This is a genomic window from Tessaracoccus yangjingae, from assembly GCF_055326235.1.
On sequence record NZ_JBUZNN010000001.1, the window covers coordinates 93,395 to 107,108 of the forward strand.

General features: G+C 71.2%; 12 protein-coding genes. 9 read left to right on the forward strand and 3 right to left on the reverse strand.

Translation table 11 applies throughout. From position 1 onward, the window contains the following. Nucleotides 1-36 precede the first annotated feature (36 nt). The 8 genes from ACZK5D_RS00440 (at nucleotide 37) to ACZK5D_RS00475 (ending at nucleotide 7,781) form a co-directional block, all read left to right on the forward strand. Nucleotides 37-1,938, forward strand: coding sequence for a BglG family transcription antiterminator (locus tag ACZK5D_RS00440; protein WP_463663897.1), 1,902 nt, complete (start codon nucleotides 37-39; stop codon nucleotides 1,936-1,938). Continuing rightward, complete coding sequence (locus ACZK5D_RS00445) at nucleotides 1,938-2,408, forward strand: transcriptional regulator GutM (protein WP_463663898.1); 471 nt, start codon at nucleotides 1,938-1,940, stop codon at nucleotides 2,406-2,408. The genes ACZK5D_RS00440 and ACZK5D_RS00445 overlap by 1 nt, the downstream gene beginning before the upstream one ends. Nucleotides 2,409-2,516: 108 nt before the next feature. Then, on the forward strand, nucleotides 2,517-3,080 hold the full coding sequence (gene srlA / locus ACZK5D_RS00450; RefSeq protein WP_458994821.1) for a PTS glucitol/sorbitol transporter subunit IIC: 564 nt from the start codon (nucleotides 2,517-2,519) through the stop codon (nucleotides 3,078-3,080). After that, nucleotides 3,073-4,125: a PTS glucitol/sorbitol transporter subunit IIB gene (gene srlE, locus ACZK5D_RS00455; RefSeq protein WP_458994820.1), complete on the forward strand. Its 1,053-nt coding sequence runs from the start codon at nucleotides 3,073-3,075 to the stop codon at nucleotides 4,123-4,125. Before srlA ends, srlE begins: the two co-directional genes overlap by 8 nt. A 25-nt stretch (nucleotides 4,126-4,150) precedes the next feature. Beyond that, nucleotides 4,151-4,507 carry a PTS glucitol/sorbitol transporter subunit IIA gene (locus ACZK5D_RS00460; RefSeq protein ID WP_458994819.1) on the forward strand — a complete coding sequence of 119 codons (357 nt, stop codon included), beginning with the start codon at nucleotides 4,151-4,153 and terminating at the stop codon, nucleotides 4,505-4,507. Then, nucleotides 4,504-5,832: a sn-glycerol-1-phosphate dehydrogenase gene (locus ACZK5D_RS00465; protein WP_458994818.1), complete on the forward strand. Its 1,329-nt coding sequence runs from the start codon at nucleotides 4,504-4,506 to the stop codon at nucleotides 5,830-5,832. The genes ACZK5D_RS00460 and ACZK5D_RS00465 overlap by 4 nt, the downstream gene beginning before the upstream one ends. 15 nt (nucleotides 5,833-5,847) lie before the next feature. Then, nucleotides 5,848-6,123: an HPr family phosphocarrier protein gene (locus ACZK5D_RS00470; protein ID WP_458994817.1), complete on the forward strand. Its 276-nt coding sequence runs from the start codon at nucleotides 5,848-5,850 to the stop codon at nucleotides 6,121-6,123. Continuing rightward, a complete protein-coding gene (locus tag ACZK5D_RS00475) occupies nucleotides 6,120-7,781 on the forward strand; it encodes a phosphoenolpyruvate--protein phosphotransferase (protein WP_463663899.1) in 1,662 nt (553 codons plus the stop codon). Before ACZK5D_RS00470 ends, ACZK5D_RS00475 begins: the two co-directional genes overlap by 4 nt. Here the strand turns inward: ACZK5D_RS00475 and ACZK5D_RS00480 are convergent. Together ACZK5D_RS00480 and ACZK5D_RS00485 are read right to left on the reverse strand one after the other, a co-directional pair. Beyond that, nucleotides 7,778-8,824, reverse strand: a complete 1,047-nt coding sequence (locus ACZK5D_RS00480) for a Gfo/Idh/MocA family protein (RefSeq protein ID WP_463663900.1) — start codon at nucleotides 8,822-8,824, stop codon at nucleotides 7,778-7,780. The genes ACZK5D_RS00475 and ACZK5D_RS00480 overlap by 4 nt on opposite strands. A 156-nt stretch (nucleotides 8,825-8,980) precedes the next feature. Beyond that, a complete protein-coding gene (locus ACZK5D_RS00485) occupies nucleotides 8,981-10,171 on the reverse strand; it encodes an MFS transporter (protein ID WP_463663901.1) in 1,191 nt (396 codons plus the stop codon). A 200-nt stretch (nucleotides 10,172-10,371) separates the two neighbouring features. On the opposite strand from ACZK5D_RS00485, the gene ACZK5D_RS00490 reads away from it, so the two are divergent. Beyond that, nucleotides 10,372-11,649, forward strand: a complete 1,278-nt coding sequence (locus tag ACZK5D_RS00490) for a thymidine phosphorylase (RefSeq protein ID WP_463663902.1) — start codon at nucleotides 10,372-10,374, stop codon at nucleotides 11,647-11,649. A gap of 70 nt (nucleotides 11,650-11,719) precedes the next feature. Here ACZK5D_RS00490 and ACZK5D_RS00495 read toward each other — a convergent pair whose 3' ends face one another. Further along, nucleotides 11,720-13,606, reverse strand: a complete 1,887-nt coding sequence (locus ACZK5D_RS00495; RefSeq protein ID WP_458994812.1) for a phosphoenolpyruvate carboxykinase (GTP) — start codon at nucleotides 13,604-13,606, stop codon at nucleotides 11,720-11,722. Between the last annotated feature and the right edge of the window lie 108 nt (nucleotides 13,607-13,714).

Here is a 13,714-nt window from a genome sequence, read left to right on the forward strand (position 1 = left end):
GCCCCCTGACGACCATGAATGAGATGAGGTGATGACATGAACCGGCCAGCAGCCATCCTCGCGCAGCTCGAAGCCGCGCGGACCGTGAACGCCGACGACCTGGCCGCGGAGCTCGAGGTGAGCCGCCGGACCATCTCCACGGACGTCGCCGGGCTGCAGGACCTCCTGGGAACGGCGGCCTCGATCACCGTCGACGACGGGCGCTACCGCCTGCTCATCGCCGACCCGGCCCGCTACCGCGCCGTCAAGGCGAGCGTCGCCGACGACGTGTCCTTCAACGACCCGGCCGCCCGCGCGTCGTACATCGTCTCAAGGGTCTTCCGGTCGCTCGTGCCCGTGCGGATCGAGGAGCTGGCCACGCGGATGTCGGTGGGTCGCACCACCGTCGTCGGAGACCTGGCGCGCGTCCGGGCGATGGTCGCGGAGTCGGACCTCGCCATCACCGGCCGGCCCAACGTCGGCCTTCAACTCGAGGGGCCCGAACTCCAGCAGCGCCTGCACGTCCTGCGCTGGCACTTCCCGATGGCCTACCCGCTCGAGCCGTGGCAGGAGCGGGTGGAACAGATCGTCCGGGCCATGGCGGCGGACGCCGGCCTGGACCGGGCCCACGCGCCGGAGCTGGCGCGGTGGGCCACCGTCGCGGTGGACCGGGCGCGGATGGGCCGCGACATCGACTACCTTCCGCAGCGCTACTCGGGTCTCGCCGCGACCCCCGCGCACGCCTTCGCGGCGTCCGTCGCGGAGCGGCTCGGGGCGGAGCTGAGCGTGGAGCTCACCGGCGACGAGGTCACCTTCCTGACCCTGCCGGTCGCAGGGATGCGGGCGCCCGAGGACGCAGTGGCGGCCGCCCGCTTCACCGCGACCGGCGACGGCGAGACCCTGGTCCGCGAGGTGCTTGCCGCGGTCAACTCCGAGATGGACATCGACCTCGCCGGCCGCAGGTTCATGTCCGAGTTCGCCCGCCACGTGGCCTACATGATCAACCGCATGCGCTACCGGATCTGGGTCGACGACTCCGCAGTCGGCGACATCCGCGACGAGTACCCCGTCGCCTACCAGATGGCCACCGTGGCCTCGCAGGTGATCGCATCGCAGGTCGGCCTCCCCGTCGACGACGCGGAGGTGGCGCTGCTCGCCGCCTACTTCCAGGTGTTCCTCGACGGCGGAGAGGCCGAGCCGCCCGCCTTCCTCCGCGTGGCGATCGTCACCACCACGGGCCGCGTGACCGCCGAACTCCTCCGCCAGCAGCTGAGCCGGCTCCTGCCGGCCTCGACCCGGTACGAGGTGGTCAACCTGGCGGACGCGACCCAGGAGGCGCTCGAGGGCGTCGACCTGGTGGTCGTGAACGGCGACGACGAGGTGGCCGCGGCGGTCCCCGTCCTGCGGGTGACCCGGATCCTCGACCGGACCGGACTCGAGCGGCAGCTGGGCAGGCTCCAACTCCACATCCCGCTCGACCCCGGGGGGCACCGCAGCGGATCGGTGCTCGCCGGCGCGCTCGACGAGGCCCACTTCTTCGCCCTCCCGGCAGGGACGGCCTACGAGGACGCCGTGGACTACATGACCGGGCACCTGGAGGCCCGCGGCCTGGTCGAGCAGGGCTTCGGCGACCGGATCCGCGAGCGCGAGGCCCAGTCGCAGACCCGGCTGGATCCGTGGCTGGGATTCCCGCACGCCCCGGTCGAGACCCGCACCAGCGTCATGCTCTCGATCGGCGTCGTCGCCCCCGACGGGAGCGACGACGGCGTGCGGCTCATCGTCCTGCTGGGTGTCCCCTCGGATCCGGGCAGGAGCGAGGGCGTCCTGGTGCAGGTCTACGACGAGGTGCTCAGGCTCGGCTCCCGGCGCGACCTCATCGACCAACTGAGCCGGGTCACCACGTTCGAACAGTTCTACTACTTCCTCGAGAGACACCCCCTGACAGAGAGAGAACGCTGATGTTCTGGATCCTCATCATCGCCCTGGGCCTGGCCTGGATCGTGCAGTCGGTTCTGTCCTTCAAGCAGACGCAGGCGTTCACCAAGCTGTTCGTGGCCCTGCGGCGGCGCGGACGCGTCGCCATGGGCAAGTTCCGCGGCGGCCTCGTCCAAGGCGCGATCGTCATGTTCGTCATCGACGAGGACGGCGTCATCACGGAAGGGCAGCGGCTGCACGGCGTCACCGTGCTCGCCCGCTTCCGGGCCTTCGACGAGTTCACCGGCTCGCACATCGCCGACCTCGACCCGGCCCTGGCGAGCCACTGGGGCAGGTCGATGGTCAAGGCCGTCGCCAACGCCCGCGACAACTACCGCATCATCACCGGAGGCGGCACCGCCCCGGAGCCGCCCACGGCCCTGACCCGGGCGCTCGGCAGGGTCTCGGGCGTCGCGTCCAGGTTGAGACGCAGGCCCGCCCCCATCCCTAGCTGACATCAATCCATCCGGGCACAGTCGCCCATCACCCCGCAGCCCCACCGTGGGGCTGTGTAGACGGGGCTGCCTCGCGCTGCCCCGATCCGAACCCTGAAAGGAGTTGAGATGAACATTCTCGACTATCTCGTGCACGGTGCGGAGTGGTTCATCGGTCTCTTCCGCGAAGGTGCAGACACCTTCGTCGCGTGGATGACCGGCATCGTTCCGCTCGTGCTCGTCCTGCTCATCGCGATGAACTCGTTGATCGCCCTCATCGGTGAGGACCGGATCAACCGGCTCGCCGCCAAGGCGGGCGGGAACGTGGTCAGCCGCTACCTGATCCTCCCGTTCTTCGGCTCGTTCTTCCTCACCAACCCCATGGCATTCACGCTGGGCCGGTTCCTGCCAGAGGCGCACAAGCCTGGCTACTACGCCTCGGTGGCGCAGATGATGCACACCAGCAACGGCCTCTTCCCCCACAACAACCCGGCGGAGCTGTTCGTCTGGATGGGCATCGCCCAGGGAATCATGTCGCTCGGCCTCAACACGGGCGACCTCGCGATCCGCTACCTCCTGCTGGGGGCGGTGCTCAACTTCGTCGGCGGGTGGGTCACCGACTTCACGACGAAGTACGTCGCCAAGCAGCAGGGCGTCACCCTCTCGACCACAGTGAAGGCCTCCCATGTCTGAGTACCGCACCATCACCATCTCCCGCGGCGCCGGCGGCTACGGCGGCCCCCTCACCATCACCCCTGATGCCAAGCGCAACAAGATCGTCTACATCGTCGGCGGCGGGTCACGGCCCGAGGTGGTCGACAGGATCGCCGAGCTGTCCGGCGCCGAGCCGGTCAACGGGTTCACCACCTCGGTGCCGGACGACGAGCACTTCGTGGCCATCATCGACTGTGGGGGGTCGCTGCGCTGCGGCCTCTACCCGAAGAAGAACATCCCCACGGTCAACGTCGTCCCCACCGGCAAGACGGGGCCGCTGGCCCAGTACATCAACGAGGGGATCTACGTCTCGGCAGTCGGCTCCAACCAGGTCTCGCTCGCCGACGAGCGCGAGCTGGTCAGCGTGGGGGCCGCCGCGGCCACCGCGTCCGGATCCGCGCCGCACGCGGCGCCGTCCCCCTCCGCCACGGCCTCGCCCGCCGAGGCGCGGCCGTTGAAGCTGACGGAGCAGATGGCCCGCCAGCCCCGCAAGAGCATCCTGCAGAAGGTCGGCCTCGGCGCCGGGCACGTCATCGCGGTGTTCTACCAGGCCGCCCGCAACGCCGTGCAGACGATGCTGCAGACCATCATCCCGTTCATGGGCTTCGTCGCCATGCTCATCGGGATCATCCAGGCGTCGGGCCTGGGCGTGTGGTTCTCGAACCTGCTCACCCCGCTGGCCGGCACGGGCTGGGGTCTGCTGCTGCTCGGATTCATCTGCTCGTTGCCCTTCCTCTCGCCGCTGCTCGGTCCCGGTGCCGTCATCGCCCAGATCATCGGCACGCTGATCGGCGTGGAGATCGGCAAGGGCAACGTCCCGCCGCACCTCGCGCTCCCTGCCCTGTTCGCGATCAACACGCAGAACGCCTGCGACTTCATCCCCGTGGGCATGGGCCTGGCCGAGGCCGAGCCGGAGACCATCGAGGTGGGCGTCCCGGCGGTCCTGTACTCGCGCTTCCTCAACGGGGTCCCGCGCGTCGCGGTGGCCTGGCTGGCCAGCATCGGCCTGTACTCGGCCGCCTGAGCACCCACAGACAAGGAGAAACACCATGGCGTACGCCACGACCATCCTCGAGGTCGGTCCCGAGGCCCAGGCATTCCTCGCCGAGTCGATGGCCATCACCTTCGCAGGCGATGCGCCGGAGGCCCTGCGTCCCTACTGCTTCCTCATCGGGAAGGCAGAGCTCACCGGCGACCTCGCCGTCGGCCAGACCGTGAGGATCTCAGAGCAGGCGTGGACCATCACGGCGCTCGGCGAGGTGGCGCAGCAGAACCTGGCCAACCTCGGCCACGTCACCCTCGTCTTCGACGGCGAGGCCGAGCCGAGGATGCCCGGGGCAATCCACCTCACCGGCGTCGACGGGGAGCCCGCCCTGGTGCTGGGCGCGCAGCTGGTGTTCGGGTGACCAGCCAGGCGCTCGCCGACGCCCTGGCCCGCGCCGTCGACACCCGTGCCGCCGCCGTGGGCCGGGGGGTGGTGGCCGACGCCGGCCGCCACCTCGCGGCCCACCTGGGCAACGGTCCCTACATCGTCGTCGCCGACCAGAACACCTGGGCGGCCGCGGGGCCGCAGCTGGCGTTCTCGCTGCAGGACGCCGGCTGCGCCACGGTTGCCCCGCTGATCTTCCCGGGCAGGCCCACGCTCTACGCCTCCTACGAGAACTGCGAGGCCATCAAGGAGGCGATGGGGGAGGCCACCCCCATCGCGCTCGGATCCGGCACCCTCAACGACCTGGTCAAGCTGGCCGCGTTCGAGATGGGCCGCGACTACGCGGTGGTCGGGACCGCCGCCTCCATGGACGGATACACCGGCGCCGGCGCCCCGATGAGCGAGCACGGCGTCAAGGTCACCCGCAACTGCAAGGCCCCGGTCGTGGTCGTCATGGACCTCGACGTGGTGGCCGCGGCGCCGGGCTTCCTCACCGCCTCGGGCTACGGCGACCTGGTGGCCAAGATCCCGGGCGGGGCGGACTGGATCCTGGCCGACGTCACCGGCGTCGAGCCCGTCGACCAGGACGTGTGGTCCATGGTCCAGTCCGGGGTGACTGCGGCGCTGTCGCGGCCCGCTGCGCTGGCAGCAGGCGACCCGGATGCCTTCGAGGGCCTGGTCGAGGGCCTGTGCCTGTCCGGACTGGCCATGCAGGCCTATGGCGGCACCCGACCGGCCTCCGGGGCCGAGCACTACTTCTCCCACCTGTGGGAGCTCGCCCACCTCGGCGCAGACCGGGAGCCGCCGCTGTCGCACGGGGACAAGGTGGCCATCGGGTCTCTGGCCATGTGCGCCTTCTACGAGGCGCTGCTGGCCCGCGACCTCACCACGCTCGACCTCCGTGCGGCCGTCGACGCTCGGCAGCCGTGGCACGAGATCGAGGCGGACATCCGCGCCCGGTTCGACGGGGCGCTCGCGGACCACGCCGTGCGCGAGACCAGGGCCAAGTACGCGTCGGGCGACGAGTTGTACCGCAGGTTGCGGCCGCTGGTGGACCAGTGGCCCGCGGTGGCCGACCGGCTCCGTGCGCAGCTGATCACCACCGCGCAGCTGAGCGACCAGCTCCGCCAGGCCGGGGCACCCTCCCGCCCTGCAGACATCGGGCTAACCCCCTACGACGTGCGGGCCACCTTCCCGCGCGCCATGTACTACCGCTCCCGCTACACCGCACTCGACGTGGCGTGGGAGCTCGGCATCGTCGACGACCTCGTCGACGACGTTTTCGACCACATCTGGATCTAGAGAAGGACCCCCCAAATGCCAAGCCGTGAAGTGACCATCGCCTCCGCCTCGGGCCTGCATGCCCGCCCCGCCAACCTGTTCGTCCAGGCGGTGAACCGCCTCGGCATGCGCGTGACCATCCAGAAGGAGGGCCGGCCCCCCGTCGACGCGCGCAGCATGCTGGGCGTCATGACGCTCGGCGCGAAGCACGGCGAGGTCGTTACCCTGGCCGCCAGCGGCGACGGAGCCGAGGCCGCCCTGGACACCCTCGCCGCGTTCCTCACGATCGACCACGACCAACCGGCGGCATGAGCATCCGCGGGATCGGCGTCAGCCCGGGCTCGGCGCACGGCCCGGCGGTCATCGTCACCACCAGTCAGATCACACCCCCCGGCGTGCGCACCGACGACCCGGCCGCGGCCGAGGCCGCCGTCGCGGAGGCGCTCGATGCGGTCGCGGCGGACATGGAGCTGCGCGCCCGCCGGGCCGACGGCCACGCCCGGCCGGTGCTCGAGGCCACGGCGATGATGGCCCGCGACCCGGGGCTTCTGTTCGCGGTCGGCTCGTTCACCGGCGAGGGCCACGGCCCCGTCGACGCGCTGTACCTGGCGGTCGAGCAGTACTGCGAGCTCCTCGCGGGGCTCGACGCCTACATGGCCGAGAGGCAGAGCGACCTGCGTGACGTCTTCCAGAGGGCCGCCGCACGACTGCTCGGCCGCCCTGCACCTGGGGTGCCGGAGTTCGACGAGCCCAGCATCATCGTGGCGCTCGACCTTGCGCCGGCGGACACCGCGACCCTTGATCCGGCCCGCGTGCTCGGCATCGTCACCGAGGCGGGCGGGGTCACCTCCCACACCGCGATCCTCGCGGCGCAGTTGGGCATCCCCGCCGTCGTCCAGGCCACCGGCGTGCTGGCGGCCGGACCGGAGACGCTCGGTCTCGACGGGGCCACCGGCGAGGTCATCATCAATCCGGACGCCGCGATGACCGCGGTGCTCGGCGCGCGCAACGAGCACCGGCTCGCGCTGCAGGCCTTGTCACAGGGGCCCGGCGCCACGCGCGACGGTCACCGGATCCAGATCCTGGCCAACATCGGCACGGCCGACGACGCGCAGCGCGCGGCGAAGGCCGACGTGGAGGGCTCCGGGCTGTTCCGCACCGAGTTCCTGTTCCTGGAGCGCACCACCGCCCCCTCCGTCGAGGAGCAGACGGCCACGTACACGGCGGTCTTCGAGGCGTTCACCGGCCGCAAGGTGGTTGTCCGCACCCTCGACGCCGGCGCCGACAAGCCCCTGGCCTTCGCCGACCTGGGGCGCGAGGAGAATCCGGCCCTCGGAGTGAGGGGACTTCGCCTGCAGCGCGAGCGCGACGACCTGCTCACGGACCAGCTGACCGCACTCGCGACGGCGCGGGAGGCCACCGGCGCCGAGGTCTGGGTGATGGCGCCCATGGTGGCCACGGCGGAGGAGGCGGCCTGGTTCGCGACCCGGTGCCGCGACGCCGGTCTCCCGACGGCCGGCACCATGGTGGAGGTCCCGGCGGCCGCGCTGCGGTCCGGGCACGTGCTGGAGGCCTGCGACTTCGCCTCCATCGGCACCAACGACCTCTCCCAGTACCTGTTCGCCGCCGACCGCATGAACGGCTCCCTGGCGCACCTGCTCAGCGGCTGGCAGCCCGCCCTGTGGGACCTCGTCGCCGCCACCGTCCGCGGCGCCGACGGCAAGCCTGTCGGCATCTGCGGCGAGGTTGGCGGGGACCCGCTGCTCGCCCTGGTGGCGGCCGGCGCGGGCGTCTCGTCGCTGTCCATGGCCGTGGGCAAGGTGGGCTCGGTGAAAGCCTCGCTGGCCCGCCACGACCTGGACACCTGCCGCGCGATGCTCGACGCCGTGCTCGCCAGCCCCGGACCGGAGCAGGCGCGCGCCGCCGTCGTCGGGATGCTCGACGCGGAGGTCGCGGAGGCCCTCGCCTAGAGGGTTTCGCCGGGGAGAGTGACGCCCACCTGGCGGCGCAGCTCGTCCATCGTCGCCATCACCGCGAGCGTCTCGTCCAGCGGCAGCAGATCCGACTCGGGCCTGCCCTCCGAGATCACCGTGGCGAGGTGCGCGGCCTGGTAGCACAGCCCCGCGTGGTCGCGGATGGCCGGCTCGTCGGAGGATGCGATCCCGCCGTCGCGACGGCGGACCGTGACCACCTGCGGGCCGTAGAAGGGGCCGGGGATCTCGAGGCGCGCCTCGTCGCCGGCGATGAAGGCGCTGGTCGGTGTCGGGGCCGCCAGCGTCGTGGTCACGATGCCGTGCGCCATGGGGTGCCGCTCGAAGCCGGTCAGCACGGCGGAGATCTGACGGTCCACCCCGGTGAACGCCCTGGTGCCGGCCGCCACGGCCGCCCCGGGGGTGCCCAGCGCGAAGTGCGCGAAGCTGACCGGGTAGACGCCGAGGTCCAGCATGGCGCCGCCGGCCTTGGCCGGGTCGAAGAGGCGGAAGTCGGGATCCTTGGGGAACCACTGCCCGTGGTCGGCGAAGGCGGTCTCGATCTCACCGAGCGCGCCGTCGGCCAGCACCTGGCGTACCACGTCCATGTGGGGGAGGAAGCGGGCCCACATGGCCTCCATGGCGGCGACGCCGGCCGCGCGGGCCGCGTCGACCACCTCGGTGGCCTCGGCGAGGTTGCGGGTGAAGGCCTTCTCGACCAGCACGGGCTTGCCGGCGGCGATCGCGAGGAGCGCGTTGTCGCGGTGCTCGCTGTGGGGGGTGGCCACGTAGACGACGTCCACCTGCGCGTCGGACACCACCGCCTCGTAGCCCACGAGACTCCGCTCGATCCCGTGCCGGGCGGCGAACTCCGCGCCCTTCCCGGCGGTGCGGGAGCCGACCGCCACCACCCGTTGCCGGGTGTGGGCGTGCAGCGCCTCGACGAAGCGTCCGGCGATCCAGCCGGTGCCGAGTACCCCCCACCGCAGTGGAGGGGCGGTCATCGGGTCAGCGGTGCGGGGGGAGGGCAGGTGCAGCGTCATGCGCCCCAGTCAACCACGCTCCCCGTCGTGTCACCTTCGCGTCGAGCCGGATCTGGCTCTCAAGAGCCGTGGAACGATCAAATCCCTGATTCTCGCGGTTGAGGCCCAGATCAGGCTCAACGTGCCGTGTCGAGAGCCGTGTCAGGCTCAACTCCCTCACAGGACGGTGGGGCGCGCGTTCCGGGGCGGGGTGAGGGCCGGGGTCAGCGCCAGCGCCAGCAGCGCGGCGATGGGCACGACGATCAGCGCCCAGCGCAGGCTGACGGTGTCGCCGACGATGCCGATCAACGGCGGGCCGGCGAAGAAGCCGAGCCGCATCAGCCACGTGACGAAGGTCAACCCCGAGCCGTGCGCCATGCCCGGGAGCTCGTCGGCGGCGTGCATGGCCGACGGGATGGCGGTGGCGATGCCCCAGCCCGCGCAGGCGAAGCCCAGGATGGTGGTGACCGGGTGCGGGAACGCCACCGCGACACCCATGCCGGCCGCCGCGATGCTCACGCCCAGCGTCACAGCCGGGCGGGCGCCGATCCGGTTGACCAGCGCGTCGCCCGTGAACCGGCCGATCATCTGGGCGCCCTGCAGCGCCACGAAGGCGAGGCCGGCGACGAACGGGATCACCGTGAACATGCCGTCCATGTAGATGGCGCCCCACGACGCGGCGCTCTCCTCCACCAGGCCCACCGACGCGCCCAGCAGGCCGAGCGCGATGAGCCGCAGCCACAGCGAGGCCGGGATGCGGCGCTGCGGACGGACCTCGGCCGCCGCCTCCTCGTCGACCGGCTCCTGATCCTTGCCGGGCAGCAGCAGCGTGCGGGCAAACAGCGCCATGGCGCCGAAGACCGCCGTCGCCATCAGGGCCTGCAGCCACAGCGCCATGCCGATCTGGGCCGCGATCGAGCCGAGGAAGCCGCCGCAGACCGCGCCGATGGACCACCAGCCGTGGAACGAGTTGAGGATGGTGCGCCCGTACAGCTTCTGCACCCGCAACCCGTGGGCGTTCATCGAGATGTCGGTGATGGCGTCCATGGCCGCCATGGTCGCCAGCGAGGCCGAGAACAGCAGAAGCGTCGGCGCGTTTGCCACGGCGTTGAGCATGGCGATGCCCGCGATGAGCGTGACCCCCGCCACCGTCGCCGACGAGAACCGGCGCACCAGCCGGGCGGTGAACAGGCCGGCGATCAGTCCGCCGACCGGCCCCAGGCCCACCGCGACACCGAACGCCGTGTTCGACGCCTCCAACGCCACCTTGATCTCCGGGTAGCGGGGCAGGATCGAGGACCAGGCCACCCCGTTGAGCCAGAACAGCAGGATGACGCCCCAGCGGGCGCGAAGAACTTCCTTCGACATGTGGATCTTCCGATGTGGGGTGGGCGCCGGGGGCTGTGAGCCGGGGCCGGGCGCGGGAGGCGTAGCGCTTCGATCCTGCCAGATCGCCGACCGGGCACCAAAGTCCGGCCGCGCGGGGGCCCGCGGCCCGCTTTCTCGCCCAGGGGCGAGTTCGACGGCGTGTCGTGCCCGCATGCACGGGCGCGGCTAGCCTGAGCGACATGAACTTCGACGTCGTTGACCTCATCCGGACCAAGCGCGACGGCGGCAGGCTGAGCCCCGCCGAGATCGACTGGGTGATCGACGCCTACACGCGGGGCGCCGTCGCCGACTACCAGATGTCCGCGCTGGCCATGGCCATCCTGATCCGCGGCATGGAGCGCGACGAGATCGCCCGGTGGACCGCGGCCATGATCGCCTCCGGCGAGCGGATGGACTTCTCCACGCTCAGCCGGCCGACCGCCGACAAGCATTCCACCGGGGGAGTGGGGGACAAGATCACGCTTCCGCTCGCGCCTCTTGTGGCGGTGTTCGACGTGGCGGTCCCGCAGCTGTCCGGCCGCGGGCTCGGCCACACGGGCGGCACCCTCGACAAGTTGGAGGCCATCCCCGGCTGGCGCGCGGCGCTGAGCAACGAGGAGATCTTCGCGCAGCTGGAGGACGTGGGCGCCGTGATCTGCGCGGCCGGCTCGGGCCTGGCGCCCGCGGACAAGAAGCTCTACGCCCTCCGCGACACCACCGGCACCGTCGAGGCCATCCCGCTGATCGCCAGCTCCATCATGAGCAAGAAGATCGCCGAGGGCACCGGGGCGCTGGTGCTCGACGTGAAGGTGGGCTCCGGCGCGTTCATGAAGTCGCTGGACCAGGCCACCGAGCTGGCCCGCACCATGGTGGACCTCGGCAAGGATGCCGGCGTCACCACCGTCGCGCTCCTCACGGGCATGGACACGCCGCTCGGGCTCACGGCCGGCAACGCGTTGGAGGTGCGGGAGTCCATCGAGGTGCTGGCCGGCGGTGGCCCGGCCGACGTGGTGGAGCTGACCGTCCAGCTCGCCCGCGAGATGCTCGCCGCCGCGGGAAGGCCGGACGTGGACCCTGCCCCCGCGCTGCGGGACGGGCGGGCCATGGACGTGTGGCGGCGCATGATCGCGGCGCAGGGCGGCGACCCCGACGCTCCCCTGCCCGTGGCCGAGCATCAGCACACCATCGCCGCCCAGGGCGACGGCTACCTCAGCCGGATGGACGCGTACGCCGTCGGTGTCGCGGCATGGCGGCTCGGCGCCGGTCGTGCCCGGAAGGAGGACGATGTCCAGGCGGTGGCAGGGGTGGAGATGCATGCCAAGCCGGGCGACCGCGTCGTCGCCGGCCAGCCGCTGTTCACCCTCCACACCGCCACCCCGGAGCGCTTCGACCGCGCGGTGGAGGCGCTCGACGGCGCCGTCGACTACTCGGAGGCCGCCCCCGACCTGCCCGGCATCGTCCTGGGGCGGGTGGACTGAACCGGAAGTTGAGAAACCGGGAGCCGGCCACCCCAGCGGCCGGCTCCCGGATTCCGATCGTGCAGGCCCGTCAGAGCTCCGTCTGCGTCCTCCCGAAGGCGGTCTCCAGCGTGCGCAGCTCGTCGACGAGCTCCCGGGGGAGGCGCCACCCGAACGTGTCGAACCAGCGCCCGATGCGCGGCACCTCGTCGCGCCACTCGCTCTCGGTGTAGGAGACCACGTCGCGCAGGTCGTCCTCGTCGATGTCCAGCCCGTCGACGTCCAGGCTGCCCTCTGCGGGCAGGAACCCGATCGGGGTCTCCACCGCCTCGGCGAGACCGTCGACGCGCTGCGCCACCCACTTGAGGACCCGGCAGTTCTCGCCGAACCCGGGCCACATGAAGCGGCCGTCGGCGTCGCGCCGGAACCAGTTGACGTAGAACACCTTCGGCAGCTTGTCCGCGTCGGCGTGCCGGCCGATGCTGATCCAGTGCTGGACGTAGTCAGCCACGTGATAGCCGATGAAAGGCAGCATGGCCATCGGGTCGCGGCGGAGGACGCCCACCGCCCCCGCAGCGGCGGCGGTGGTCTCCGACGAGCACGTGGCGCCCATGAACACCCCGTGCTGCCAGTCCCGGGACTGGGTGACCAGCGGGATGGTGTTCTCGCGACGGCCGCCGAAGATGATCGCGTCGAGCGGGACCCCCTGAGGCGAGTAGTAGTCCTCCGAGAGGATGGGGCACTGGGCGATCGGGGTGCAGAACCGGCTGTTGGGGTGGGCGGCCTTCTCGTTGGGGCGGCCACCGACGGGGCCCGTCCCGGCGCGCCACTCGCGGCCCTTCCAGTCCGTCACCACCTCCGGGGGCTCCCGAGTCATGCCCTCCCACCACACGTCGCCGTCGGGGGTGAGCGCCACGTTGGTGAAGATCGTGTTGCCGGCCTCGAGCGTGCGCATCGCGTTGGGATTGGTCTCGTAGCTGGTACCCGGCGCCACCCCGAAGAACCCGGTCTCCGGATTCGTGGCGTAGAGGCGTCCGTCGGCGCCGAAACGCAGCCAGGCGATGTCGTCGCCCAGGGTCTGCACCGTCCACCCAGGGATGGTGGGCTCGAGCATGGCGAGGTTGGTCTTGCCGCAGGCCGACGGGAAGGCCGCGGCCACGTGGTACTGCCGGCCCTCGGGCGAGGTGAGTTTGAGGATCAGCATGTGCTCGGCCAGCCAGCCCTCGTCGTGGGCCATCGCCGACGCGATCCGCAGCGCGTAGCACTTCTTCCCCAGCAGGGAGTTGCCGCCGTAGCCGGAGCCGTAGGACCAGATGAGCCGCTCGTCCGGGAAGTGGACGATGTACTTGATCTCGTTGCACGGCCACGGCACGTCCTCATGGCCATCGCCCAGCGGCATGCCGACGGAGTGCAGCGCCGGCACGAAGTCCGCGTCCGTCTCCTCCATGCGGGCCAGGGTCTCGGCGCCCATGCGGGTCATGATCTTCATCGAGAGCGCCACGTAGGCCGAATCGGAGACCTCGACGCCGAACTTGGGGTCCTCGGCGTCGAGGCTGCCCATGCAGAACGGCATCACGTACATGGTGCGGCCCACCATGGCGCCGTCGTAGAGCGGCCTCATGATCCGCTTCATCTGCTCCGGGTCCATCCAGTTGTTCGTGGGGCCGGCGTTGCGCTCGTCCACCGAACAGATGAAGGTCTGGTCCTCCACACGGGCCACGTCGTCGGGGTCGGTGCGGGCCAGGATCGAGTTGGGCTTCAGCTTCTCGTTCAGCCGGATGATCGTGCCCTTGGCCTCGAGCTCTCGGACGAGGCGGTCCCACTCGGCGTCGGACCCGTCGCAGTAGTGGATAGCGTCCGGCCTGCACAGCCCGACCACTTCGTCGAGCCAGGCCAGGAGCCTGGGGTGGGTGGGTGCGATGCCGGTGGCGGGAAGGTCGGAGCGGGTCAGGGAACGGGTTTCGGTTGCGGTTGACATGGGTCTCCTCATTGCGACACTGCCTCGGGTGTACGCATCGTCATTGAGCGTTTCCGCCTCCACCGTAGCCCCGAGGGGCCGAGCCCTGCAGGCACCCCGTTCTATGGA